Raw genomic sequence first — 24,019 nt, 5'->3', positions numbered from 1 at the left:
TCGAGGCTCGCTCCGCTCGCACCTCAGGATGACGCTCTCTCGAAGTGCCGTAGCGCAGCGGAGGCCTCGAAGTGCGACGGCGGGCTGCGCTCCACCCACCCGAATCTACCCCCGGATCAGCGCTTGCAGCTCCTGGTCCAGCGCCGCGCGAAACACCTCGATCGGCCGCGCCAGGCGGCCGGCGGGCGGACGATGCACGACCCAGGCCCGGACCGCGGCCTTGAACCCCTCGATCCTGACCACCTTGAGCCGGCTGCGCAGCGCGCTCCGCTTCAGCGCGACCGGCGTCACGACGCCGATGCCGAGCCCGCGCGCGACCAGCGACAGCCGGAGCTCGCTGTCGAGCGCCTCGACCGCGACGTTGAACGGCAGATGCGCGGCTTCGAACTGACGCTTCAGCGTCTGACGGAAGCCGCAGCCGTCCTGGTTCATCACCCATCCCATGCGCGACAGCCATTCGAGGTCGGCGGATTTCGGCAGCTTGATGTCGCGCGCGACGACGAAGATGACCGGCTGCGCGCCGAGATCGTCAGCGGCGAGGTCCGACGGCGGCACGGCACCATCGGGAATGCAGATCGCCGCGGCATCCAGCTCGTTGCGCGACACCGCGTCGATCTGGTGCGGCGACAGGCCCGCCACGACGCGCACCGCGAGCGCGGGAAATTCCGCGCGCACCGCGTCGAGCGGGCCGGCCAGTCCCGCCTCCGACAAATACGGCGTCAGCCCAAGCCTGAACTCGCCGCGCACCACGCCGTCATTGGCGACGCCTGACTTGAGATCGTCGAGCATCCGCAGCAGGCGGCGACCCTGCTCGTAGGCCTCGATGCCGGCGGCCGTCGGCTTCAGCGGCTTCGACAACCGGTCGAGCAGCTGCGCGCCCAGCATCTCCTCGAGATTCTGGATCCGCCGCGTCACGCCGGGCTGGGTGAGGTTCAACCGTGACGACGCCGCGACGATCGATCCGGTCTCCACCACGGCGACGAACGCCACGAGGTCATGCGTGTTCATAACAATCTCGCATATTCTTCATTAGCTTATTTGAATTGTAGCATATTAGGCCGATCCCCTAAAGGGGGCCTCGCCACGTCCCTGCGAGGTCCCATGACCATTTCCGAAGCCTCCAAACTCTCCCCGGCGCGCACGACCTCCGTGCGTCCGCTGATCTGGATCGGCGCCATCACCACCGGCACCGTCGTCACCAACCTGTTTGCGCCGCAGATCCTGGTTGGCCTGATCGGCCGCTCGCTCGGCATGACCCCGCTGGAGGCCGGCCTGATCTCGACGCTGACCCTGCTCGGCTACGCGCTCGGGCTGCTGTTGCTGGTGCCGCTGGTCGATCTGGTCGAGAACAGGCGGCTGATCCTGCGCACGCTGGCCTGCGCCATCGTCGCCGCGATCGGCACCGCGCTGGCGCCGACGCCGCTGATGCTGCTGGCCGCCACCTTCATTCTCGGCGCCTCCTGCGCCGCGATCCAGATGGTGGTGCCGCTGGTGGCCTCGATGGTGCCGCCGGAACGGCGAGGACAAGCGATCGGCGACGTCATGAGCGGCCTGATGATCGGCATCCTGCTGTCGCGGCCGGCGGCGAGCCTGATCGCGGACAGCTGGAACTGGCGCGGCTACTATTTCACATCGGCCGTGCTGATGACGGCGCTCGCCTGCGCGCTGGCGCGTACGCTGCCGACGCTGCAGCCGGCGGCGAAGGTCAGCTACGGCGCGCTGCTGCGTTCGTTTCCAAGGCTGCTGCGCGAAGAGCCGGTGCTGCGCGTGCGGTCTTGGACCGCGGCGCTGGTGATGGCGTCCTTCACCGCGTTCTGGGCCGCGATCGCGCTGCGGCTGCCGGAGGCGCCGTTCAAGCTCGACGCCAGGGGGATCGCGCTGTTCGCCCTGATCGGCGTCGCCGGGGCGGCCGCGACCCCGATCGCCGGGCGATGGGGCGACCGGGGCTTTGCACGGCCGCTGCTGATCGTCTCGCACCTTCTCATCGTCGGTGCGGTCATCCTGTGCGCCTGGGCGGGCATGATCGAGTCGCGGATCGCGGCTCTCTCGTTGCTGGGCGTCGGCGCCATCCTGCTCGATTTCGGCATCACGACCGACCAGACGCTTGGCCGGCGCGCCGTCAATTTGCTGCGGCCCGAGGCGCGCGGCCGGATCAACGGCCTGTTCGTGGCACTGTTCTTCATCGGCGGCGCGGTCGGCGCCGCCGCGGCATCGGCGGCGTGGAGCTTTGGCGGCTGGACAGCGGTCTGCGCGGTCGCCGCGGCGTTCGGCGTGCTCGGGTTCGTCACCGACATCGCGACGAAGGTGGGGTCAGAATGAATTGTCCGATCCCAAGGATGGGTGGAGCGGAGCGATACCCATCATTTCGTTACGCGGACCAAGTCGATGGGTATCGCTACGCTCCACCCATCAACTTCAACCAATTCAACGCGCCCTTCCCGGCGGCCACGCCGGTCGCGAACGACGCCTGCAACAGGTAGCCGCCGGTCGGTGCCTCCCAGTCAAGCATCTCGCCGGCGGCGAAGACACCGGGCAACCGCCGCAGCATGAAATGCGCGTCGAGCTCGCTGAACGCGATCCCGCCCGCGCTCGAGATCGCGCGATCGATCGGCGCGATGCCGGTGAGTTGCACCGGAAGCGCGTTGATCAGCTGCGCGAGCTCTGCCGGCGAGAACGATGTCAGCGGCCGGCCGGACGCAATCGCCGCCTCCTGCATCAGGCCGATGCCAACAGGCGAGACTTGCGCCGCCTTGCGCAGGAAATTCGCGAGCGATTGCTTGCCGCGCGTCCCGCACAGGCGGGTGGTCAGCGCGGCGGCGTCGAGGTCCGGCCGCAGCGCGATCGTCAGCGTCGCCTGCCCGATACCCAGCACCGCCTCGCGCAACTCGGCCGACAGTGCATAGATCGCGCCGCCCTCGATGCCGGTCTGGGTGATGATCGCCTCGCCGCGGACCGTATGCGGACCGATCGTGAGAGCGACACCCTTGAGCGGCTGCCCCTCAAACCGGTCGCGGAAGATGTTCGACCACGCGACGGTGAAGCCGGAATTGGCCGGTCGCATCGGCGCCACGGCAACGCCCTTCGCCGCAACGAACTCCGCCCACGCACCGTCCGAACCGAGCCGCGGCCAGCTCGCGCCGCCGAGCGCGAGGACGGTCGCATCGGCCTTGATCGCATGCGGGCCATCCGGCGCCTTAAACAGCGGTGCGCCCTTCGCATCCCATCCGATCCAGCGATGCCGGAATGCGAATGCCACCCCCGCGGCATCGAGCCGCCGCAACCAGGCGCGCAGCAAAGGCGATGCCTTGAACGCCTCGGGAAACACGCGGCCGCTGCTGCCGACAAACGTCGGCTGGCCCAACGCCTCGCTCCAGTCGCGCAACGCATCCGGCGGAAACGCCTCGACCGCAGCCTTCAGGCGCGGCATCGCCTCGCGATAGCGATTGAGGAAATCCGGTAGCGGCTCGCTATGGGTGAGATTGAGCCCGCCGCGGCCGGCCATCAGCAACTTGCGGCCGGCCGACGGCATCGCGTCGTAGACGGTCACCTTTGCACCGCCGGCCGCAAGAGTTTCCGCCGCCATCAGGCCGGCAGGTCCGGCTCCGATGACGGCGACATGACTGGCGGGGGGTGATGGCATGCTGTGAGTGTAGGCCCAGCTCGGCGCCACAACAAAAGGTGTCATTCCGGGATGGTGCGTTAGCACCAGACCTCAGGTGCACAATTGTGCACCGGGGAATCTCGAAGTTCTCGGTGCGCAATTGCGCACCTGAGGGTTCGATGCTTCGCATCGCCCCGGAACGACTCGACCTACAGCTTGATCCCAGCCCGCGCGGCGGCCTGGGCGACGTATTTCTGCGTCTGCTCGAAGGCGCCCTGCAACGCTTTCGCGGTCGACATGTCGCTGATGTCAGCGAAGTGCGCGGCAACGCCGTCGGGCGTCCATTCCGACTGCGGCAGGTTGACGCCTTCGGTCTCCAGCACCCGGATGACCGCGAACGAGCCGGCACCGGCGCCCATGATGGTGCGGGTCGGCGCGTCCTCCGAGAGCAGGAATTCGACCGCCGGCGTGATCGCCTCCGGCTTCATCAGTTGCAGCGCCTGCGGCGGCAGCAGCTCCTCGGTCATGCGGGTCGCCGCGGTCGGCGAGATGGTGTTGACCTTGATGTTGTTCTTGCGGCCCTCTTCGGCGAGCACGTTCATCAGGCCGACCATGCCGGCCTTCGCCGCGCCGTAGTTGCCCTGGCCGAAATTGCCGAACAGGCCGGACGACGAGGTGGTCAGCACGATGCGGCCGTAGTTGCGCTCGCGCATGCCGGCCCACACCGCCTTGCAGCAGTAGAAGGTGCCGGTGAGATGCACGTCGAGCACCTTGGCCCAGTCGGCGACCTCCATCTTGGCAAACGACTTGTCGCGCAGGATGCCGGCATTGGCACAGAGCAGATCGACGCTGCCCCATTCATTGGTGGCGCGCTCGACCATCGCGGTGACCTGCTCGAAGTTCGAGACGTCGGCGCCATCGGCCATCGCGGTGCCGCCGGCCTTGCGGATCTCCTCGACCACGGCCTCGGCCGGCGACAGCGAGCCGCCGGTGCCGTCGCGCGCGCCGCCGAAATCGTTGACCACGACCTTGGCGCCGCGGCTGGCAAGCCCCAGCGCATGCGCCCGCCCAAGACCGTTGCCCGCGCCGGTGACGATAGCGACGCGTCCGTCAAACCTGATTGCCATGCTTGTCCGTCCTGCTTACTTCCCTTCTCCCCTTGTGGGAGAAGGTGGCGCGCGCAGCGCGCCGGATGAGGGGTTCTCTCCACGGGATGCGCGCGCGGAGGGAGACCCCTCACCCGGCTTCATCTCGCTCCGCTCGATTTCGCCACCCTCTCCCACGAGGAGAGAGGGAGCCTGCCCGAGCGGCATGAAAAGGTTGGGGACTTTTGAGCAGCGATGGATCGCCGGGTCAAGCCCAGCTAGGAGAAGCCGGCACGGCCGCGCGGCGCACTAGACGTCAGGGGTCATCGACCCGCAGGGTTTCAGGCTCTTGATCAGGTGCCCGTTCCAGCACTCGTGATGTTCCTGGGCGTGGCTGATCAAGCCAATCACCAGCAAACCGACCACGACAAGTCCGGCGACGAAGTTCTGCACCATGGCTGCCACTCCCCGGGGCCGCACCGCCTCAAGCGAGCATCATGGACATCGGGGAACACAGCCGTCAATGCGCGACTTGGATCAGATCAACTCGCTCCACCTCTCCCGCGTGCAGGAAAGGTGGAGTTACTCAGCAATCAATCAGCTGAAATAGATCAGGCCGAGCCAGTCGGCGACCAGGGCGGGCTTGTCCTCGCCCTCGATCTCGACCGTGACATTGGTGCGCGACAGCAGCTCCTTCGGCTTGCGCAGCGTGGCTTCCGCCAGCACGAAACGGCCGCGCACGCGCTTGCCCGACCGCACCGGCGAGATGAAGCGCAGCTTGTCGAAACCGTAATTGACGCCCATCGCGGTGCCTTCGAGCACCGGCATCACCTCGTAGGACATGATCGACAGCAGCGACATCGTCAGGAAGCCATGGGCGATCGTGGTGCCGAACGCGGTCTCCTTCTTGGCGCGCTCGGGATCGACATGGATGAACTGGTGATCCTCGATCACGTCGGCATAGGTATCGATGCGGCCCTGGTCCAGCAGGTGCCACGAGGAGACGCCGATCTCCTTGCCGACCATGCCCTGGTAGGTTTCCAGCGACACTGGCGGCTTCTTCCAGACTTCGTTCATTGCTAACCTCCGCTAACCGGAGGTCCGCACCTTCTGCAGCTCCGGAAATTCTTCCTCGCGGAACTCTATTCCGCGCAACGCATCGCTTCTGACATCGTCATGTTCGAGCCGGCGCAACTGCACGCGACGGATTTTGCCGGAAATCGTCTTGGGAAGTTCGGCGACCAGCTCGATCTTGCGGATGCGTTTAAACGGTGCGAGCCGCGTGTGCAAATGCTTGAAGATCGACAGCGCCGTCTCCGGCGAGCGCTCCACACCGGACACCAGCAGCACATAGGCCTTGGGGACCGCGAGCCGGATCGGGTCCGGGCTCGGCACCACGGCGGCTTCGGCCACGGCGTCATGCTCCAGCAGCACGCTCTCCAGCTCGAACGGCGAGATGCGGTAGTCGGAGGATTTGAACACGTCGTCGGTGCGGCCGACGAAGGTGAGATAGCCCTCGTCATCGGTGAACACGACGTCACCGCTGCGATAGATCTCGCCGTCGGTGCCGAGCAGCCTGCCGTCGTCGCCCTGATAGCCCTGCATCAGGCCCGCCGGCCGGTCGGCGCCGAGCAGCAAGGTCACCTCGCCCTCCTTGGCGGGGTGACCGTCATTGTCGGTCACCTGCACGCGATAGCCCGGCAGCGGCCGGCCCATCGAGCCGACCTTCACCTTCTGTCCCGGCGAATTGCCGGCCAGCGCCGTGGTCTCGGTCTGGCCATAGCCGTCGCGGATCGTCAGCCCCCAGGCCGATTTGACCTGGTCGATGATCTCGGGGTTGAGCGGCTCGCCGGCGCCGCAGACCTCGCGCAGCGAGACCTTGAAGCTTGCCAAATCTTCCTGGATGAACATCCGCCACACCGTCGGAGGCGCGCACAGCGTGGTGACGCCGCAGCGGCCGATGATCGCGAGCAGTCCTTTCGCCTCGAAGCGCGGCTGGTTGGCGATGAAGATCGTGGCGCCGGCATTCCACGGCGCGAAGAAGCAACTCCAGGCATGCTTGGCCCAGCCCGGCGAAGAAATGTTGAGATGGACGTCGCCGGGCTGCAGCCCGATCCAGTACATGGTCGAGAGATGGCCGACCGGATAGCTGCGCTGGCTGTGCCGCACCAGTTTTGGCTTTGCCGTGGTGCCCGAGGTGAAATAGAGCAGCATCGGATCGTCGGCCTTGGTCGGGCCATCGGGCGTGAAGGCTTCGGGTGCCTTCGCTGCATCCTCGAACGGCAGCCAGCCCTCATTGGCCTGCGTCGCGCCGACCACGATGCGGACCAGCTTGTCGCTGCCAAGGCCCACGAATTTCGCGACCTGATCCTGCGTCGCGACCACCGCCTTCGCCTTGCCGCGATCCAGCCGGTCGCGCAATTCGTCGGCGGTGAGCAGCGTGGTCGCGGGGATCACGACGACGCCGAGCTTCATCGCCGCCAGCATGGTCTCCCACAGCGGCACCACATTGCCGAGCAGCAGCAACAGATGATCACCGCGCTTCAGCCCCTGCGCGCGCAGGAAATTTGCCACCTGGTTGGAACGGCGCGACAGCTCAGCGAAGGAGAGCCTGCTCTCGCTGCCGCTGGCCGCATCGACGATCCACAGCGCCGCGCGGTCGCGGCTCTCGACATTGCGCGCCAGCTCGGCGTCGAACCAGTCCAGCGCCCAGTTGAACGGCACCGGATCCGGCCAGCGAAATCCCTTCACCGCTGCGTCGTAGTCGGTGCGGTGCTTGAGCAGAAAGGCGCGTGCGTCCTGAAATGTGGTCATCTTCTTCCGAGCCCGTTGATTGGCAACCAGCGTCACCTTCAACCGTAGCCCGGATGGAGCGGAGCGCAATCCGGGGCGGTCGCGCCGGTTGATAAAGCTGCTCCCGGATTTCGCTGCGCTCGATCCGGGCTACGCGAGAAGCAGCTATTTCCCAGCGAGGCTGCGAACGTGCTGGATAATTCCGGAAAAGTCGACCCCGCCATGGCCCGACGCGTCGAAGGTCTTGTAGAGCTCCTGCGCATGCTTGCCGAGCGGCGTCACCGCGCCGGCAGCATTGGCGGCATCCTGGGCCAGCGTCAGGTCCTTCACCATCAAATTGGAGGCGAAGCCCGGCCTGTAGTCGTTGTTGGCCGGCGAAGTCGGCACCGGACCGGGAACCGGGCAGTAGGTGGTCAGCGACCAGCATTGCCCTGACGAGGTCGAGGCGACGTCGAACAATGCCTGGTGCGACAGGCCGAGCTTTTCGGCCAGCACGAAGGCCTCGCCGACCGCGATCATGGAAATGCCGAGGATCATGTTGTTGCAGATCTTGGCCGCCTGCCCCGCGCCGCCGGCACCGCAATGCACGATCTTCTTGCCCATATTGGCCAGCATCGGCTGCGCCGCCGCGAACGCCTTCACCTCGCCGCCGCACATGAAGGTCAAGGTCGCGCCCTTGGCGCCGCCGGTGCCGCCGGAGACCGGCGCATCGACTGAAGCCATGCCGTACTTGGCGGCGAGCGCATGCGCCTGCTTGGCGCTCTCGACGTCGATGGTCGAGCAGTCGATGATCAGCGCGCCCTTGGCCATCGCGGGCAGCACTTCGCTCCAGACGCCGAGCACATGCTTGCCGGCCGGCAGCATGGTGATGACGACGTCGGCGCCCTTCACTGCAGCCACGCCGCTCTCGGCGATCGCGGCGCCATCGCTTTTGGCCTGATCGCGCGATGCGGCGACCAGATCGAACGCGGTCACCTTGTGGCCGGCCTTGACCAGATTGGCCGCCATCGGCCCGCCCATATTGCCGAGCCCGATGAATGCGACGTTTGCCATGGGAAGTCCTCCGCTTGCGACGTTTCTATTTGCTGTCTGGAAATTTCAGTTCGTCGGCGCCGATCTCGGCGAAGTACGGCGCCAGCATCCCCGGCGTCACGTCCTCGATCCGGCTGGGCTGCCATTTCGGATTGCGGTCCTTGTCGATCACGGCGGCGCGCACGCCCTCGCGGAAATCGTCGCTGGCGAACACTTCGAGCGCCGCGCGATATTCGCGCACCAGGCACTCCTCCAGCGTCTCGGTCGCCCGCGCCAGCCGCAGCAGCTTCAGCGTCACCACCATGCCGCGCGGCGATTTTTCGCCGAGCGTCTTCAAGGTCGACTGCGCCAGTTCGGAGCCATTGGCGTTCAGCGCCGCAACGATGTCCTCCATCCGTCCATGCGCGAACCAGCGGTCGATCTTTTCCTGGAGCGCGGCCACCGGACCTGCCTTCTCGCTAGTCGCAAAGCCGGCGATCAGCCGGTCGATCGCATCCGAGTTCGTACCCGGAGCGACCTTGGTCAGCGCCTCGCGCAGCGCGGGCAGCTTTGCGCTCGGCACCACGGCGTCGGCGAATTTGGCGTAAATTGCGTCCGGACCGTTCATGGTGGTGCCGGTGAGACCGAAATAGGTGCCGATCTCGCCCGGCGAACGCGACAAGAGATAGGTGCCGCCGACATCGGGGAAGAAGCCGAGGCCGACTTCGGGCATCGCGAGTTTTGTCCGTTCGGTCACGACACGGTGGCGGCTGTGCGCCGACAGCCCCACCCCGCCGCCCATCACGATGCCGTCCATGAAGGCAACATAGGGTTTCGGGAATGTCTTGATCCGGGCGTTGAGGATGTACTCGTCGCGCCACAGGATCTTGCCGAGGTCGCCCTTGACCTTTGAGCTCTCCCAGAGCGCGCGGATATCGCCGCCGGCACACAGGCCGCGCTCGCCGGCCCCTTCCAGCACGATAACGGCGACATCGGGATCGGCCTCGAACGCGTCGAGCGCCTTGTCGATGTCGTGGAACATCTCCAGGGTCACGGCATTGATCGCCTTCGGCCGGTTGAGCCGGATGATGCCGGCCGCCCCTTCCCTGCGCGCGATCAGATCGCCTTCCGCAACCACATCATTCATCGCGCACCCTCGATCAATTTGCGCGACACGATCAGCCGCATGATTTCATTGGTGCCTTCGAGGATCTGGTGCACGCGCAGGTCGCGCACGATCTTCTCGATGCCGTATTCGCTGAGGTAGCCGTAACCGCCGTGCAGTTGCAGCGCCTGGTTGGCGACCTCGAAGCCGACATCGGTGCCGAAGCGCTTGGCCATCGCGCACAGCATCGAGGCGTCGGGATCCTTGCGGTCGAGCGCCGCTGCCGCGCGCCACAGGAAGGTACGCGCGGCTTCCAGCTCGGTCGCCATGTCGGCAATCTTGAATTGCAGCGCCTGGAATTCGTCGAGCCGCTTTCCAAATGCCTTGCGGTCCTTCATGTAGGCCAGCGCCTTGTCGAGCGCCGCCTGCGCGCCGCCGAGGGAGCACGCCGCGATATTGAGACGGCCGCCGTCGAGGCCGGCCATCGCGATCTTGAAGCCGATGCCTTCCTCGCCGAGCCGGTTTGCGACCGGCACGCGCGCGTTCTCGAATATCACGGCGCGGGTCGGCTGCGCGTTCCAGCCCATCTTGCGTTCGTTATTGCCGAACGAGACGCCCGGCGTCTTGCCGTCGATCACGATCGTCGAGACGCCGCCGGGACCGTCGCCACCGGTCCGCACCATCGCCACCAGAAGGTCGGTGCTCCCCGCGCCGGAGATGAACTGCTTCTGGCCGTTGAGCACGTAGTGATCGCCGTCGCGCACCGCGCGGGTGCGCAGCGCCGCGGCGTCCGAGCCGGCGCCCGGCTCGGTCAGGCAGTAGCTGGCGATCAGCTCCATGGTGCAGAGCTTCGGCAGCCATTGCTGGCGCTGGGTGTCGTTGCCATAGGCATCGATCATCCAGGACGCCATGTTGTGGATCGAAATGAAGGCCGAGGTCGTCGGGCAGCCCGTCGCCAAGGCCTCGAAGATCAGCGCGGCGTCGAAGCGCGTCATCGCCGAGCCGCCGACATCGTCCCTGATGTAGATGCCGCCGATGCCGAGGCCGGCGGCCTCGCGCATCACGTCGACTGGAAAATGCTTTGTCTCGTCCCATTCGAGCGCGTGCGGCGCGATCCTCGACGCCGCAAACGCCCGCGCCATGTCGCGAACCGCGATCTGGTCCTCGTTGAGAGCGAACTGCATGGCGCGGTCTACCCTTGAAGGCTATCGGTCGTCATTGCGAGGAGCGAAGCGACGAAGCAATCCATTCTTCCACGCGGGGATGGATGGATTGCTTCGCTGCGCTCGCAATGATGGCCTGGGCTACACCATCACTTCATCGTCGGGATCGAGAACTCCGCACCGTCCTTGACGCCGGACGGCCAACGCGAGGTCACCGTCTTGGTCTTGGTGTAGAAGCGGATCGAGTCGGGACCGTGCTGGTTGAGGTCGCCGAAGCCCGACTTCTTCCAGCCGCCGAAGGTGTAATAGGCGATCGGCACCGGGATCGGCACGTTGACGCCGACCATGCCGACATTGACCTTGGCCGCGAAGTCGCGCGCGGTATCCCCGTCGCGGGTGAAGATCGCGACGCCGTTGCCGTAGTCGTGCTCCGACGGCAACGCCAGCGCTTCGTGGTAGTCGTGAGCGCGCACCACCGACAGCACCGGACCAAAAATCTCTTCCTTGTAGATCCGCATGTCCTTGGTGACGTTGTCGAACAGCGAACCGCCGAGATAGAAGCCGTTCTCGTAGCCCTGCATCTTGAAGCCGCGGCCGTCGACCGCGAGCTTGGCGCCTTCCTTGATGCCGATGTCGATGTAGCTCTTGACCTTCTCGACCGCCTCGCGGGTCACCAGCGGGCCGTAATCGGCCGACGGATCGACCGAGGTGCCGATCTTGAGCGACTCGACGCGCGGGATCAGCTTTTCCATCAGGCGGTCGGCGGTGGTCTTGCCGACCGGGACGGCAACCGACACCGCCATGCAGCGCTCGCCGGCCGAGCCGTAGCCGGCGCCGATCAGGGCGTCGACTGTCTGATCCATGTCCGCGTCGGGCATGATGATGGCGTGGTTCTTGGCGCCGCCGAAGCACTGGCAGCGCTTGCCGGTCTGCGCGGCGCGTTCATAGATATACTGTGCGATGGGCGTCGAGCCGACGAAGCCGATCGCCTTGATGTCGGGATCGTCGAGGATGGCGTCGACCGCTTCCTTGTCGCCGTTGACGACGTTGAGGATGCCGGCCGGCAGGCCCGCCTCGATCATCAGTTCGGCGAGCTTCATCGGCACGCCGGGATCGCGCTCCGAGGGCTTGAGGATGAAGGCATTGCCGCAGGCGATCGCGGGCGCGAACTTCCACATCGGGATCATCGCCGGGAAGTTGAACGGCGTGATGCCGGCGACCACCCCCAGGGGTTGGCGCATCGAATAGATGTCGATGCCGGGGCCGGCGCCCTCGGTGTACTCGCCCTTCATCAGATGCGGGATGCCGCAGGCGAACTCGGCGACTTCGAGGCCGCGCTGGATGTCGCCCTTGGCGTCGGGAACCGTCTTGCCGTGCTCGCGCGCCAGCAATTCGGCGAGCTTGTCGTAGTCGCGCTGCACCAGCTCGACAAACTTCATCATGACGCGGGCGCGGCGCTGCGGATTGGTCGCGGCCCACTCCGGTTGCGCCGCCTTGGCGTTCTCGACCGCGGCGCGGACCTCGGCCTTGGTGGCCAGCGCCACCTTGGCCTGAACCTCGCCGGTCATCGGCTCGAAGACGTCGGCCGTACGGCCCGATGTGCCCTTGACCTCCTTGCCACCGATGAAATGTCCGATCGAGCGCATGAATATCCTCCCTTGGAGACGTGAATCGCCGCTCCGCGCGGCGAGATCGCTTTACAAACCCTATTGACCCTGCATTTTATAGGATTCAAGTCCGATAAATTGCACCATAGATGTGCGGAAATGCTGGATCAAGGCGGCGGCACAATCGACTGGGACGACTTCCGTTTCGTGCTTGCCATCGTGCGCGGCGGGTCAGTTTCGGCTGCCGCCAAGCAGCTCGGCGTCGATCATGCCACAGTGATCCGCCGTGTCGACCGGCTGGAAGGCCACCTCTCCGCAAAACTGTTTGATCGCCGCAAGACCGGCTATCTGCTGACCGAGGCCGGCCAGCGCGTCGCCGACAGCGCCGAGGCGATGGAATCCACCATCGTCGCCAACCAGGAGGCGGTCGGCGGCTCGCGCGCACATCTCACCGGCACGGTGCGGATCGGCGCGCCCGACGGCTTCGGCAGTCATTTTTTGGCCTCGCGGCTGGTCAAGTTCACCGAGCGGTATCCCGATCTCGACCTGCAACTCGTCGCCACCGCGCGGCTGTTCTCGCTCTCCAAGCGCGAGGCCGACATCGCGATCAGCCTGACCATGCCGAAGGAAGGCCGCATCGTCGGCCGCAAGCTCCTGGACTACACGCTCGGGCTTTATGCCGCACCCCGTTATCTCGCGCAGGCACCGGCCATTGCTGCCCGCGCCGACTTGCCGCGCCATCGCTTCGTCGGCTACATCGAGGAGCTGCTGTTCACGCCGGAGCTGGATTATCTGCCGCAGGTCTCGCCGAAGATCTCCGCGAAATTCCGCAGCGCCAATCTGATCGCGCAGCTCAACGCCACCATCGCCGGCTTCGGCATCGCCGTGCTGCCGCACTTCATGGCATCAGCCCACCCCGAATTGCAGGCGGTGCTGCCGGACGAGGTGCGGATCTCGCGCACCTTCTGGCTCTTGATGCACGCCGACAGCAAGGACCTCGCCCGCATCCGCGCGGTCGCCGACTATATCTACGAGACCGTGGAGGCCGAACGCACGCTGTTTGGCGGGACGTGAGGCGGCAAGTCAGACCCGTCACCCTGAGGAGGCCGCGAAGCGGCCGTCTCGAAGGATCGACGGCCGCCAGCCGGGCCGTGCATCCTTCGAGACGCGCGGAGCGCTCCTCAGGATGACGGAATTGGCTTACTCCTCTTGCTCAGTGTCATCACCCGCGCATGCGGGTGATCCAGTATTCCAGAGACGGCCGTGCTTGAGCCGATAGGCCGCGGCGTACTGGGTCGCCCGGTCCCGTCACCGCCAAAGCTTCGACGAGGCCACAGATGCCTGGCACGCCGAAGCTTTAGCGGAGGCGGCGAGCCGGGCGACGACAACGGTGGATGGACAAAGCTTCACATCCTCTCAGGACAACGGACAACGTCCGGCGCACGCCGCTCGAAGCGTCAGTTCACCTTGGCCTTCTTCGTCGGCGCCTTCGCTGGCGTGGCCCGTCCCAGCACGGCCTCGCGGCCTGCGCTCAGGATCTCGTCGGACATTTCGCCATTGCCCGCGATCCGCGACATCACGATGGTGCCCAGCATGGTCGCGAGCACACCCATCGCCTGCTTGCGCGCGGCCTTGCGCGGCACGTCCTGGATCTGGTCGGTGATCATGTCGATCATCTGGTCGAGCTTGAGGGCAAAGGCCTTGCGGGTCTTCGGGCTCTCGCGGGCGATCTCGGCGCCGAGCGCCGGCACCGCGCAGCCCTGGCCCGGCTCGTCGCGATGAACAGTCGACAGATAGCCGTCGACGATGGTCGCCAGCCGCTTCTCCGGCGGCACCTCTGCGGTCACCTTGCGCCAACGCTCGTTGGCGCGGTCCATGGCGTAGTTGAAGGCCTCGATCACCAGCGCCTCGCGCGAATCGAAATGCGCGTAGAAGCCGCCATGGGTCAGCCCGGCGTCCTTCATCAGGTCCGCGACGCCGATGCCGTGGGCGCCCTTCTCGCGCAGCCGCGTCGCGGCCCGTTTCACGATCCGCGCGTGGGTCTCCTGCTTGTGCTCTTTCGAATAACGCATGCCGCTCTCATGGAATGTTTCTAATCATATAATAGCAGATTTGCAGCCGCGACGCTGCATTTATTTCGTCTTATTCGGTGTCTGGGGTTCCCCACCGAGCATGGAAAACGTCGCGGTCGCGTGCACTGCAAGATTGCCCCTGCCGTCGCGGACGAAGCCCTCGGCGTAGCTGGTCTGGCGGCCGAGCTTGATCACCTTGCCCTCGGCCGCGATGGTCCCGGAGCGCGCCGAGAGCGGGCGCAGATAAGTCAGCTTGAGGTCGAGGGTCACCGAGGTCTGCCCCGCCGGCAGCAGGGTCGAGATCGCACAGCCCATCGCGGTATCGAGCAGCGCGGCGGCGGTCGCGCCGTGCAGCAGGCCGATGGTGTTCTCCAGGCTCTCATGCGGCTCGAGTTCCATCACGATGCGCCCCTCCTCGACCGCGGCCATCCTGAAGCCGATCAGTTTGGCCATCGGCGGCGGCGGCAACACGCCATCGCGGATCGCGCGCATCGCCGCGATCCCGGACATCGGCAGCGCCGCCTTCGCCACCGGCCCGGGCGCCTGCCATTCCACCACGCGCGTGCGCGTCAGGTCGGGGGAATGAAGATCAGCGGTCTCGGCGGCGGTCATGACGGCTCCTTTTATATGATGAAGATAATTCTATATGTCCACGTCCGCCGGCGCAACCGCCGCGCCGATGCTTGACAGAGGCCTGCTTTGTCCGGGACATGGCGCGGTCAATTCCTGCGCCGGGACAATTTCCATGGACATGCTCAATCCCCACTGCGGCATCGCCCGCGACGACAGAGGCGTCGTCCGCCTCACGATCTGCAACGCCGGCAAGCTGAACATCGTCAGTTCAGCCGTCACCAACGGCGTGCGCGAAGGCTTTGAGCACCTCGCCGCCGATCCGACCATCCGCGCCGTGATCCTCGCCGGCGAAAGCGAGCGCAGCATGATCGGCGGCGCCGACATCAAGGAGATGGCGACGCTCGACCAGACGTCCGCGGAAGCCTTCATCAGCCGGCTGCGCGATCTCTGCGAGGCCGTGCGCAAATTCCCCGCTCCCGTGCTCGCCCGCCTGCCCGGCTGGTGCCTCGGCGGCGGCCTCGAGGTCGCGGCCGCCTGCGACGTGCGCGTCGCCGCGCATGACGCGATGTTCGGCATGCCCGAGGTGCGCGTCGGCATCCCCTCGGTGATCCACGCTGCGCTGTTGCCGCGCCTGATCGGCTGGGGCCGCGCCCGCTGGCTGATGATGACCGCGGAGAACATCGACGCGCCGACCGCGCTCGCGTGGGGGCTGGTCGACACCGTGGCAAAGCCCGGCGGGCTCGACGAGGCCGTCGAGCACACGGTGAAGGCGCTGCTCGAATGCGGCCCCGAAGCGTTGCGCATCCAGAAGGACCTGCTGCGGCAGTGGGAAGAGCTGCCGCTGACCGAGTCGGTCAACCTCAGCGTCGGCGTGTTCGGAAAATCGTTCCAGACCGGCGAGCCGCAGCGGCTGTTGCAGGGATTTCTGGATCGAAAGCGGTAGCGCCTGAGATCGTGTAGCCCGGATGGAGCGCAGCGAAATCCGGGGCGCGCCATCCGCGGATCGGACTGCCCCGGATTGCGCGGAGCCTGTCATCGGGCGCGCGTTCGCGCGACCCGTTGGCTCCGTCCGGGCTGCGCATTTGACGGACTGTTGACCGCAGGCCACAGCCGACTAGTCTAACCTCAATCTCGAGCCGGGTGTTCCAGATCGAGAACGTCGATCACAACACGCTGCTCTCGCCGAGAGCGCCGCGCACGCCGCCAACAAAACAATCACTTTCGGGATAGACGCACGGGGTCACTCTTCAAGAGTTGCAGGAGGACATATGGTCCAAAAGCGCGACGTTCCGGGTATCCGACCCTATGATGCTCCGGCCGGCGGCTGGGGTGCCCTCAAGGCCACCGCGATCGCGGTGCGCGACCAGATGGATTTGGTCGAGGCGCCGATCACGCTGCTGCGGACCAACAAGCCCGACGGCTTCGATTGTCCGGGCTGCGCCTGGCCCGACAAGGAGCACACCTCGACCTTCCAGTTCTGCGAGAACGGCGCCAAGGCCGTGACCTGGGAGGCGACCAGCAAGCGCGTCACGCCGGAATTCTTCGCCGCCCACACCGTTACCGAGTTGCTCGGCTGGAGCGACTTCCATCTGGAGAACGAAGGCCGGCTGACCGAGCCGCTCGCCTATGACGCGGCCAGCGACACCTACCAGCCGATCACATGGGATAACGCCTTCGCGCGGATCGGCGAGAGCCTGCGCAGCCTGCCCGATCCTAACATGGCCGAGTTCTACACCTCCGGCCGCGCCTCGAACGAGGCCGCGTTCCTGTTCCAGATCTTCGCGCGCGAATACGGCAGCAACAATTTCCCCGACTGCTCGAACATGTGCCACGAGGCGACCAGCGTCGGGCTGCCGCAATCGATCGGCATCGGCAAGGGCACGGTGTCGCTGGACGATTTCGACCATTGCGAGCTGATCATCGCGATGGGCCACAACCCCGGCACCAACCATCCGCGGATGATGGGCACCTTGTGGGAGGTCTCGCGCCGCGGAGTGCCGATCATCGTGTTCAATCCGCTGCGCGAACGCGCGCTGGAGCGCTTTGCCGATCCGCAGGACCCGATCGAGATGGCGACCCTCGGCTCGACGCGGATTGCCTCGACCTATTATCAGCCCAAGGTCGGCGCCGACGCCGCGGTGCTGAAAGGCGTCATGAAGGCGCTGATCGAGAAGGATGACGCGAGCCACGACGTGCTCGACCACGGCTTCATCGCCGAGCACACCAACGGCTTCGACGCGTTCGCCGCCGATCTGCACGCCACGCCGTGGGACAAGATCGAGACCGTCTCCGGCTTCAGCCGCGCCCAGCTCGGCGAGGTCGCGGCCGCCTATGCAAAATCCAACGCCACCATCGTCACCTACGGCATGGGCATCACCCAGCACATGCGCGGCACCGACAATGTGCAGCAGATCGCAAACCTGCTGCTGTTGAAGGGCAATTACGGCAAGCCCGGCGCCGGCATCTGCCCGCTGCGCGGCCACTCCAACGTGCAGGGCAACCGCACCGTGGGGATCAGCGAGAAGCCCAACATCCAGATGTTCGAGGGCATCGAGCGCACCTTCGGCTTCAAGCCGCCGCGGCATCACGGCCACGATGCGGTCGCCGCGATGGAGGCGATCGACGACGGACGCTCGAAGGTGCTGATCTGCCTCGGCGGCAATTTTGCCATTGCGCTGCCCGACCCCGAGCGTTGCACCGCCGCGATGCGCAAGCTCGATCTGGCCGTGCATCTCGGCACCAAGCTGAACCGCTCGCATCTCCTGACCGGCAAGCAGTCGATCATCCTGCCGGTGCTGGGCCGCACCGAGCAGGACATCCAGGCCTCGGGGCCGCAGGTCGTCACCGTCGAGGATTCGATGTCGATGGTGCACGCCTCGCGCGGCAAGCTCACCCCGGCCTCGGAAAATCTGCTGTCGGAATCGGCGATCGTTGCCGGCATGGCGATGGCGACCTTGCCGGCGAGCAAGGTGCCGTGGACCGAACTGATCGCCGATTATGACCGCATCCGCGACGCCATCGAGGGCGTCTTCCCCGACTTCAAGGATTACAACGCGCGGATCCGGATTCCCGGCGGCTTCCGCCTGCCGCTGCCGCCGACCGAGCGCAAATGGACCACGCCGTCGGGCAAGGCCGAATTCCTGATCTTCAAGGGCCTCGAGGAAGACCCCGTCCTGACGGACAAGACCGTGCTCAAGCTCGCCACCATCCGCAGCCACGATCAGTACAACACCACGATCTACGGGCTGAACGACCGCTATCGCGGCGTGTTCGGGCGGCGCGACGTGCTGTTCAGCAACGCGGCCGATCTCGCCGAACGCGGACTTGCCCATGGCGACCTGGTCGAGATCGAGACCGCGCTGCCCTCGGCCCAACCGCGCCGCCTCACCTTGACCGCGATCGCCTACGACATCGCCCGCGGCTCGGTCGCCGCCTATTATCCCGAAGCCAACGGCCTGGTGCCGCTCGACTATCAGGACAAGGAAAGCGGCACGCCGTCGTACAAGTCGGTGCCGGTGCATATTCGGCGAGCGGCCCAGGCGGCGTAGAGTGCGCAGCGGCCTTCGTAGCCCGGATGGAGCGCAAGCGAAATCCGGGGGCCGTCATCCGCGGATACGGCTTCCCGGATTGCGCTGCGCTCCATCCGGGCTACGACGGTCTCACCTTGCATTCGCCGGCGCATGCACCGGCCACAAATCGGCCCGCCAGTGCAGCGCGATCGCGAGCATCGCGACGAAGCCGGCGGCGGCGAGCAGCGTGCCGGTCGCGGTGTAGCCGATCAGGTCGATCAGGCTGCCGGCCGCGAGCAGGCCGAGCGGCAGGCCGTAGATCACCATCATCCGCACGCCCATCACCCGGCCGCGCAGATGCGCGCTGGCATTGCGCATCAGCATCACGGCGGCCGAGATCATCGACATGCTCTGCGCGATGCCGGCCAGCAGCAGACAGGCCATCGCCACCGGCATGGTCCGGAGTTCGACGAACACCAGCAGCATCGCGTACCAGGCGAGCGTCGCGCCGATCAGAAGCCGCGCGATGCGCACGCCGCCGGCCATGCTGAGCGTGATCGAGCCGATCAGCGATCCCACCGCAAAGCTCGCCGAGAGATAGCCGAGCCCGGTCTGGTCGGTGTGGAAGATGTCGCGCGCGACGTAAGGCAGCAGACCGTTGGTCAGCGGAAACGCGGTGAGATTGGCGAGGAAGGCGACGCAGAGCGCGGCGCGCATGCCCGGGCCGCTCCAGGCATAGACGATGCCCTCCTTGAGATCGCGCAGCAGTTTCGATCCCGGCAGGTCGATCGCCGCATGGTCCACGGTGCCGTGCGACTTCGGACGACTCATGCAGAGCATCAGGATGGCAGCGACGAAATAGAAGCTGGCGATCCCGACATAGACATAGCCGATGCCGAGCGCCGCGAACAATCCGGCGCCGGTCAGCGCTCCCGCGATCCGCGCCGAGTCCTGCGTGGTGCGCGCCAGGCTGATGGCGCCGACCAATTGCTCCGGCGGCATGATATCGGCGAGCAACGCGCCGCGCACGCCGAGGTCCGACGGGCGGATCAGGCCCATGATCGCGACGATGATCATGACGTTCAAAGGCGCCAGATGCCCTGTCAGCGCCAGCGTCATGAGGGTCCCGGCCAGCACGGTATAGGCAAAGCGCATCACGGCGAGCAGATCGCGATGCCCCATGCGGTCGCCGATCATGCCGACAACGGGGGCTACCAGCGTGCCGACATATTGCAACGAGGCGAGCACCGTCAGGAGCAGCACCGAGCCGGTCTCGACCATGACGTACCAGCCGAGCACCAGCGTCTCGACCTCGAACGCCCACGAGGTGAGCAGGTCGGACGGCCATTGGAAGCGATAGCTGCGGATGCGGAATGGCGCGAGCGCGGAAGTCCGCGTGGTCCCGCTCACGACGCGATGACGCGTGTCACGGCGTGTCCTGCCCTTTTCTTGGTTCTTCTGGGGTCTCGATTCCAGATCTTGATTCTATTGGGAAATATTGCTGTTCCGGCAGCCTAGCGCCGACGGAGTCGGTGTCAATCGAAGCCGCCGCATGCGGCCATGCGCGGCGGGATCGGCAGCAGCGTGCTGCACTGCCCACCTCCGACTTCGCCCAACGCCGCCACCATTACCCCAAATGGCAATTGCTGCGCGACGCCGGGCCACAATCTCGTCCACAATGAAATGCGGTGGCTATGGGCCCGGCCTTCGCCGGGACGACAGCACGATTGAGGTGGACTGCGCACCGCTCCCAACTCATCCGAATACGACATTTTGTCATGAGAGCCGCAGTTGCATTTTTTGCATCGCATCATATGATGTATGTAATTCAATCAAAAATCGCCGGCATTGAAGGAAATCCCGCCATGGCAACCAGCACCGATCCCGTCGTCATCCTCTCCGCCGCCCGCACCCCGCTCGGCCGCTTCATGGGCGAGCTCGCGCCGCTCGCGGCGCACAAGCTCGGCGCGCATGTGATCGGCGCGGCGCTGGAGCGCGCCAAGCTGGCGCCCGAGCGGATCGACGAGGTGTTCATGGGCAATGTGCTGCCCGCCGGCCAGGGCCAGGCCCCCGCCCGCCAGGCTGCGCGCGGCGCCGGGCTGCCGGATGCGACCGGCGCCACCACCGTGAACAAGGTCTGCGGCTCCGGCATGAAGGCGACCATGCTGGCCCACGACATCATCACGGCCGGCTCGGCCGAGATCGTGCTGTCAGGCGGCATGGAGAGCATGAGCAACGCGCCGTATCTGTTGCAGAAGGCGCGCGGCGGCTATCGCGCCGGGCACGACCGCATCATCGACCACATGATGATGGACGGCCTCGAGGACGCCTACGAGACCGGCCGCTCGATGGGCGATTTCGGCGAGGCCACCGCGGAGGCCTATCAATTCACCCGCGCCGACCAGGATGCGTTCGCGATGGAGACGCTGAGCCGCGCCCGCAAGGCGGTCGAGAGCGGTGCCTTCAAGGCCGAGATCGCGCCGATCACGCTCGCCGAGAAGGCGGGTCCCCGCATCGTCGCCAATGACGAGCATCCGCTGAAGGTCGATCCGGCCAAGATCCCCGGCCTGAAGCCGGCGTTCCGCGCAAGCGGCACCATCACGCCGGCCGCCTCCTCGGCCAACGCCGACGGCGCCGCGGCGCTGATCCTGGCGAAGCGCTCGCTGGCCGATCGCGACGGACTGCCGGTGCTGGCCGAGATCAAGGGCCATGCCACCCACAGCCAGGAGCCGCAATGGTTCACCACCGCGCCGATCCCGGCGATCCGAAAACTGCTCGACAAGGTCGGCTGGAACGTCGGCGATGTCGATTTGTTCGAGATCAACGAGGCGTTCGCGGTGGTCGCGATGGCGGCGCAGCGCGACCTCGGAATTCCGCGTGACCGGCTCAACATCAACGGCGGCGCCTGCGCGCTCGGCCATCCCATCGGCGCCACCGGCGCGCGGCTGATCGTGACGCTGCTGCACGCGCTGGAAGCGCAGAATCTGAAGCGCGGCGTCGCCGCGTTGTGCATCGGCGGCGGCGAAGCCACCGCCATCGCGATCGAGCGGGTGACGCACTGACCGAACAGCGTCCACGTCATTGCGAGCAAAGCGAAGCAATCCATTGCTCAGCATACGCTGAAGCATGGATTGCTTCGTCGCTTCGCTCCTCGTGATGACGAAACTCGGGACAAGGCGCTCATGACACGGTAGCTCCGCGCCCTTAGTCCGAAAACGAGGGAACTATGTCATTTTAGACATGGCTAGCCCGTGCCATATTGTGCGTCATGCAAAGCTTTCACCGCAATTGATCCGGAACCCTATGATCTCGAACTGGCTTGCTTCCGCCCTCGCCCGCCGCAACATCCATTACGGCTGGGTGATGGTTGCCGTCACCTTCCTGGCCGCACTAATCTCCGCCGGCACGGTCGGCGCGCCCGGCGTCTTCATCGTTCCCCTGCAGCAGGAATTCGGCTGGTCCACCGCCGAGATCTCCTCGGCGCTATCGATCCGCTTCATCCTGTTCGGGCTGATGGCGCCGTTCGCCGCGGCGCTGATGAACCGCTACGGGCTGCGCAACGTGACGCTGGCGGCGCAACTGATCGTGGTGTCAGGCCTTGTCGCGTCGCTCGCGATGACGCAGGTCTGGCAGCTGATCGCGCTGTGGGGCGTCGTGATCGGGATCGGCACCGGCATGACTGCGCTGGTGCTCGGCGCGACCATTGCCACCCGCTGGTTCGTGGCACGACGCGGCCTCGTGATCGGCATGCTCACCGCGAGCGTTGCGACGGGCCAGCTCGCCTTCCTGCCGCTGCTCGCTGCGATCACCGAGCGTTATGGCTGGCGCGTCGCACTCGGATTCGTCTGCGTCATGCTCGGCATCGCCGCCTTTGCCGTGCTGATGCTGATGCGCGACCGGCCGAGCGACGTCGGCCTGCACCCGTTCGGCGATGCGGGCACCGCGCCCGTTCCTGCGCCGCCGCCCGCCAATGCGCCGATCATGGCGGCCGCGCTCGGCACGCTGCGCGACTCCTCGAAATCGTCGGTGTTCTGGATCCTGTTCGCAACCTTCTTCGTCTGCGGCGCCTCGACCAACGGCCTGGTCCAGGTCCATCTGATCCCGATGTGCCTCGACTTCGGCATCCCGCAAGTGCAGGCCGCGAGCCTGCTCGCTGCGATGGGCATCTTCGATTTCTTCGGCACCATCATCTCGGGCTGGCTGTCGGATCGCTACGACAACCGCTATCTGTTGTTCTGGTATTACGGGTTGCGCGGCCTGTCGCTGCTGTATCTGCCGTACTCCGACTTCACCTTCTACGGGTTGTCGCTGTTTGCGATGTTCTACGGCCTCGACTGGATCGCGACCGTGCCGCCGACGGTGCGCCTCACCGCGCAGCGCTTCGGCGCCGAGCGCGCCAATCTGGTGTTCGGCTGGATCTTTGCCGGCCATCAGCTCGGCGCCGGCGCGGCCGCATTCGGCGCCGGCCTGTCGCGCACGATCTATCAGAGCTATCTGCCGGCGTTCTTCATCGCCGGCGCGCTGTGTGTCTTCGCTGCGCTGATCACGCTCGCGATCGCGCGACCGCAACCGAAGCCGGTGGCTGAGCCGAAGCCGGCAACGGCCTGAGGCCGCCGCCCGCCACGGCCAGGCCAGGCCAGGCCAGCGTCCATGTCGGTGCTAGCCCTACTCCGCCGCAAGGCCGGTCGGCGTCGCCGCCTCGGCGGCTTCCTTGTTGTAATCGTGCACGACGCGGCCGAACGGCAGCGTCAGGTCGGCGATGTAATGATGCGCACCGACGACGCGCTTGACCGGGAAGTCCGCGACCGGCGCATTGACATGCGGCACCAGATGCAGCCGGCCCGGTCCGATCCACGAGCCCTTGACGTTGATGTCGGTGAGGTTGATCGCCACCAGCTGGCAGATCTCGAGATGACCGTCGACGCCGGGGATCATCTTCAGATTGACTTGCGTCTTCGACAGCGTGGCGCGGGTGGCGTCGCCATTGCCCGCCATGCTCTCGTGCTTGTAGCCCATCGTGCCCATCGCGACGAGCTGGCCGGCGTATTCCAGCGTGCCGGTCAGCGTGTCCTTGACGATCTCGAGCTTGGGGTGGGCGTACTTCTTCGGAAAGCCCCAGATCTCGCGGCCGGCGGCGATCGGCGGATCATCGTCGAGATACATCTGGCAGACGAAGTTGACGTCCTCGCCGTGCAGTCGCGCGGGGATCACGAGACCGGACTCGGTGTAGCTGCCGAAGCCGGAGCTGTCGGGCATCTTGATCCACTCGTAGTGCACGATGGCCTGCTCGACCGGCTCCAGCGGCTCAGGCAGTGCGGCGCGGACCAGCTCCGGCCCGGTTTCATAGGTGATGACCAGGAATTCGCGATCGATGAAGCGGTACGGACCGGCGGGATAGCTCGGACCGGCGGCCGGCATCGACGGAAGCTTGAACAGATCTTCCCTGCGCATCGCAATAACCCCCTGTTGGCAACGTTTGCGCGGACGCTAGCGGCCGAGA

The 24,019-nt window shown here is 66.1% G+C and carries 20 protein-coding genes; 6 read left to right on the top strand and 14 right to left on the bottom strand.

Going from position 1 to position 24,019, the window contains the following annotated elements; all coding sequences use genetic code 11:
- Positions 1–105: 105 nt before the first annotated feature.
- Positions 106–1,008, bottom strand: a complete 903-nt coding sequence (locus ACVMB0_RS23585) for a LysR family transcriptional regulator (protein WP_456755318.1) — start codon at positions 1,006–1,008, stop codon at positions 106–108.
- Between the two features lie 93 nt (positions 1,009–1,101).
- On the opposite strand from ACVMB0_RS23585, the gene ACVMB0_RS23580 reads away from it, so the two are divergent.
- Positions 1,102–2,319 carry an MFS transporter gene (locus ACVMB0_RS23580; RefSeq protein WP_456755319.1) on the top strand — a complete coding sequence of 406 codons (1,218 nt, stop codon included), beginning with the start codon at positions 1,102–1,104 and terminating at the stop codon, positions 2,317–2,319.
- Between the two features lie 76 nt (positions 2,320–2,395).
- Here ACVMB0_RS23580 and ACVMB0_RS23575 read toward each other — a convergent pair whose 3' ends face one another.
- The 9 genes from ACVMB0_RS23575 to ACVMB0_RS23535 form a co-directional block, all read right to left on the bottom strand.
- Positions 2,396–3,640, bottom strand: coding sequence for a BaiN/RdsA family NAD(P)/FAD-dependent oxidoreductase (locus tag ACVMB0_RS23575; protein ID WP_456756562.1), 1,245 nt, complete (start codon positions 3,638–3,640; stop codon positions 2,396–2,398).
- A 170-nt stretch (positions 3,641–3,810) separates the two neighbouring features.
- Complete coding sequence (locus ACVMB0_RS23570) at positions 3,811–4,728, bottom strand: SDR family NAD(P)-dependent oxidoreductase (protein ID WP_456755320.1); 918 nt, start codon at positions 4,726–4,728, stop codon at positions 3,811–3,813.
- 267 nt (positions 4,729–4,995) lie between these two features.
- Positions 4,996–5,142 carry a hypothetical protein gene (locus ACVMB0_RS23565; protein WP_249136630.1) on the bottom strand — a complete coding sequence of 49 codons (147 nt, stop codon included), beginning with the start codon at positions 5,140–5,142 and terminating at the stop codon, positions 4,996–4,998.
- A 141-nt stretch (positions 5,143–5,283) separates the two neighbouring features.
- Complete coding sequence (locus ACVMB0_RS23560; protein WP_050418862.1) at positions 5,284–5,763, bottom strand: MaoC family dehydratase; 480 nt, start codon at positions 5,761–5,763, stop codon at positions 5,284–5,286.
- A gap of 12 nt (positions 5,764–5,775) precedes the next feature.
- Positions 5,776–7,500, bottom strand: coding sequence for an AMP-binding protein (locus tag ACVMB0_RS23555; RefSeq protein WP_456755321.1), 1,725 nt, complete (start codon positions 7,498–7,500; stop codon positions 5,776–5,778).
- 144 nt (positions 7,501–7,644) lie between these two features.
- A complete protein-coding gene (gene mmsB, locus ACVMB0_RS23550; RefSeq protein ID WP_456755322.1) occupies positions 7,645–8,532 on the bottom strand; it encodes a 3-hydroxyisobutyrate dehydrogenase in 888 nt (295 codons plus the stop codon).
- A gap of 25 nt (positions 8,533–8,557) precedes the next feature.
- A complete protein-coding gene (locus tag ACVMB0_RS23545; RefSeq protein WP_456755323.1) occupies positions 8,558–9,637 on the bottom strand; it encodes an enoyl-CoA hydratase/isomerase family protein in 1,080 nt (359 codons plus the stop codon).
- On the bottom strand, positions 9,634–10,779 hold the full coding sequence (locus ACVMB0_RS23540; protein WP_456755324.1) for an isobutyryl-CoA dehydrogenase: 1,146 nt from the start codon (positions 10,777–10,779) through the stop codon (positions 9,634–9,636). The genes ACVMB0_RS23545 and ACVMB0_RS23540 overlap by 4 nt, the downstream gene beginning before the upstream one ends.
- A gap of 128 nt (positions 10,780–10,907) precedes the next feature.
- Positions 10,908–12,404, bottom strand: a complete 1,497-nt coding sequence (locus ACVMB0_RS23535) for a CoA-acylating methylmalonate-semialdehyde dehydrogenase (protein WP_456755325.1) — start codon at positions 12,402–12,404, stop codon at positions 10,908–10,910.
- Positions 12,405–12,524: 120 nt separating this feature from the next.
- Between ACVMB0_RS23535 and ACVMB0_RS23530 the strand changes: the two genes are divergently transcribed.
- Positions 12,525–13,439: a LysR family transcriptional regulator gene (locus ACVMB0_RS23530; protein WP_461347830.1), complete on the top strand. Its 915-nt coding sequence runs from the start codon at positions 12,525–12,527 to the stop codon at positions 13,437–13,439.
- Positions 13,440–13,822: 383 nt separating this feature from the next.
- On the opposite strand, the gene ACVMB0_RS23525 is transcribed toward ACVMB0_RS23530, so the two are convergent.
- The gene (locus tag ACVMB0_RS23525) at positions 13,823–14,437 is read right to left on the bottom strand and encodes a TetR/AcrR family transcriptional regulator (protein ID WP_456755327.1); all 615 of its coding nucleotides are present in this window, start codon (positions 14,435–14,437) and stop codon (positions 13,823–13,825) included.
- A gap of 60 nt (positions 14,438–14,497) precedes the next feature.
- The gene (locus ACVMB0_RS23520; RefSeq protein ID WP_461347829.1) at positions 14,498–15,049 is read right to left on the bottom strand and encodes a PaaI family thioesterase; all 552 of its coding nucleotides are present in this window, start codon (positions 15,047–15,049) and stop codon (positions 14,498–14,500) included.
- Between the two features lie 133 nt (positions 15,050–15,182).
- Here ACVMB0_RS23520 and ACVMB0_RS23515 point away from each other — a divergent pair, with 133 nt between their 5' ends.
- Together ACVMB0_RS23515 and ACVMB0_RS23510 are read left to right on the top strand one after the other, a co-directional pair.
- Entirely contained in the window at positions 15,183–15,953 is a 771-nt protein-coding gene (locus tag ACVMB0_RS23515) for an enoyl-CoA hydratase (RefSeq protein WP_461347828.1), read from the top strand.
- 325 nt (positions 15,954–16,278) lie between these two features.
- Positions 16,279–18,558 (top strand): FdhF/YdeP family oxidoreductase, encoded by a 2,280-nt coding sequence (locus tag ACVMB0_RS23510; RefSeq protein ID WP_461347827.1) that lies wholly within the window; start codon positions 16,279–16,281, stop codon positions 18,556–18,558.
- A 111-nt stretch (positions 18,559–18,669) separates the two neighbouring features.
- Here the strand turns inward: ACVMB0_RS23510 and ACVMB0_RS23505 are convergent, their stop codons facing one another.
- Positions 18,670–19,929 carry an MFS transporter gene (locus tag ACVMB0_RS23505; protein ID WP_461347826.1) on the bottom strand — a complete coding sequence of 420 codons (1,260 nt, stop codon included), beginning with the start codon at positions 19,927–19,929 and terminating at the stop codon, positions 18,670–18,672.
- Positions 19,930–20,384: 455 nt separating this feature from the next.
- On the opposite strand from ACVMB0_RS23505, the gene ACVMB0_RS23500 reads away from it, so the two are divergent.
- Positions 20,385–21,581: an acetyl-CoA C-acyltransferase gene (locus ACVMB0_RS23500; protein WP_461347825.1), complete on the top strand. Its 1,197-nt coding sequence runs from the start codon at positions 20,385–20,387 to the stop codon at positions 21,579–21,581.
- 241 nt (positions 21,582–21,822) lie between these two features.
- Entirely contained in the window at positions 21,823–23,127 is a 1,305-nt protein-coding gene (locus ACVMB0_RS23495; RefSeq protein WP_461347824.1) for an MFS transporter, read from the top strand.
- Between the two features lie 57 nt (positions 23,128–23,184).
- Here ACVMB0_RS23495 and ACVMB0_RS23490 read toward each other — a convergent pair whose 3' ends face one another.
- Complete coding sequence (locus tag ACVMB0_RS23490) at positions 23,185–23,970, bottom strand: acetoacetate decarboxylase (RefSeq protein WP_461347823.1); 786 nt, start codon at positions 23,968–23,970, stop codon at positions 23,185–23,187.
- Positions 23,971–24,019: the final 49 nt, after the last annotated feature.

The organism is Bradyrhizobium sp. USDA 4451 (genome assembly GCF_054822585.1).
Note: the sequence above shows the minus strand (reverse complement) of the source record. Positions and strands in the feature narration are given on the sequence as shown.

What these genes read in the sequence shown, in the direction of transcription:
- ACVMB0_RS23585 (WP_456755318.1), bottom strand. Translation starts at nt 1,008, where the DNA reads ATGAACACGCATGACCTCGTGGCGTTCGTCGCCGTGGTGGAGACCGGA.
- ACVMB0_RS23580 (WP_456755319.1), top strand. Translation starts at nt 1,102, where the DNA reads ATGACCATTTCCGAAGCCTCCAAACTCTCCCCGGCGCGCACGACCTCC.
- ACVMB0_RS23575 (WP_456756562.1), bottom strand. Translation starts at nt 3,640, where the DNA reads ATGCCATCACCCCCCGCCAGTCATGTCGCCGTCATCGGAGCCGGACCT.
- ACVMB0_RS23570 (WP_456755320.1), bottom strand. Translation starts at nt 4,728, where the DNA reads ATGGCAATCAGGTTTGACGGACGCGTCGCTATCGTCACCGGCGCGGGC.
- ACVMB0_RS23565 (WP_249136630.1), bottom strand. Translation starts at nt 5,142, where the DNA reads ATGGTGCAGAACTTCGTCGCCGGACTTGTCGTGGTCGGTTTGCTGGTG.
- ACVMB0_RS23560 (WP_050418862.1), bottom strand. Translation starts at nt 5,763, where the DNA reads ATGAACGAAGTCTGGAAGAAGCCGCCAGTGTCGCTGGAAACCTACCAG.
- ACVMB0_RS23555 (WP_456755321.1), bottom strand. Translation starts at nt 7,500, where the DNA reads ATGACCACATTTCAGGACGCACGCGCCTTTCTGCTCAAGCACCGCACC.
- mmsB (WP_456755322.1), bottom strand. Translation starts at nt 8,532, where the DNA reads ATGGCAAACGTCGCATTCATCGGGCTCGGCAATATGGGCGGGCCGATG.
- ACVMB0_RS23545 (WP_456755323.1), bottom strand. Translation starts at nt 9,637, where the DNA reads ATGAATGATGTGGTTGCGGAAGGCGATCTGATCGCGCGCAGGGAAGGG.
- ACVMB0_RS23540 (WP_456755324.1), bottom strand. Translation starts at nt 10,779, where the DNA reads ATGCAGTTCGCTCTCAACGAGGACCAGATCGCGGTTCGCGACATGGCG.
- ACVMB0_RS23535 (WP_456755325.1), bottom strand. Translation starts at nt 12,404, where the DNA reads ATGCGCTCGATCGGACATTTCATCGGTGGCAAGGAGGTCAAGGGCACA.
- ACVMB0_RS23530 (WP_461347830.1), top strand. Translation starts at nt 12,525, where the DNA reads ATGCTGGATCAAGGCGGCGGCACAATCGACTGGGACGACTTCCGTTTC.
- ACVMB0_RS23525 (WP_456755327.1), bottom strand. Translation starts at nt 14,437, where the DNA reads ATGCGTTATTCGAAAGAGCACAAGCAGGAGACCCACGCGCGGATCGTG.
- ACVMB0_RS23520 (WP_461347829.1), bottom strand. Translation starts at nt 15,049, where the DNA reads ATGACCGCCGCCGAGACCGCTGATCTTCATTCCCCCGACCTGACGCGC.
- ACVMB0_RS23515 (WP_461347828.1), top strand. Translation starts at nt 15,183, where the DNA reads ATGGACATGCTCAATCCCCACTGCGGCATCGCCCGCGACGACAGAGGC.
- ACVMB0_RS23510 (WP_461347827.1), top strand. Translation starts at nt 16,279, where the DNA reads ATGGTCCAAAAGCGCGACGTTCCGGGTATCCGACCCTATGATGCTCCG.
- ACVMB0_RS23500 (WP_461347825.1), top strand. Translation starts at nt 20,385, where the DNA reads ATGGCAACCAGCACCGATCCCGTCGTCATCCTCTCCGCCGCCCGCACC.
- ACVMB0_RS23495 (WP_461347824.1), top strand. Translation starts at nt 21,823, where the DNA reads ATGATCTCGAACTGGCTTGCTTCCGCCCTCGCCCGCCGCAACATCCAT.
- ACVMB0_RS23490 (WP_461347823.1), bottom strand. Translation starts at nt 23,970, where the DNA reads ATGCGCAGGGAAGATCTGTTCAAGCTTCCGTCGATGCCGGCCGCCGGT.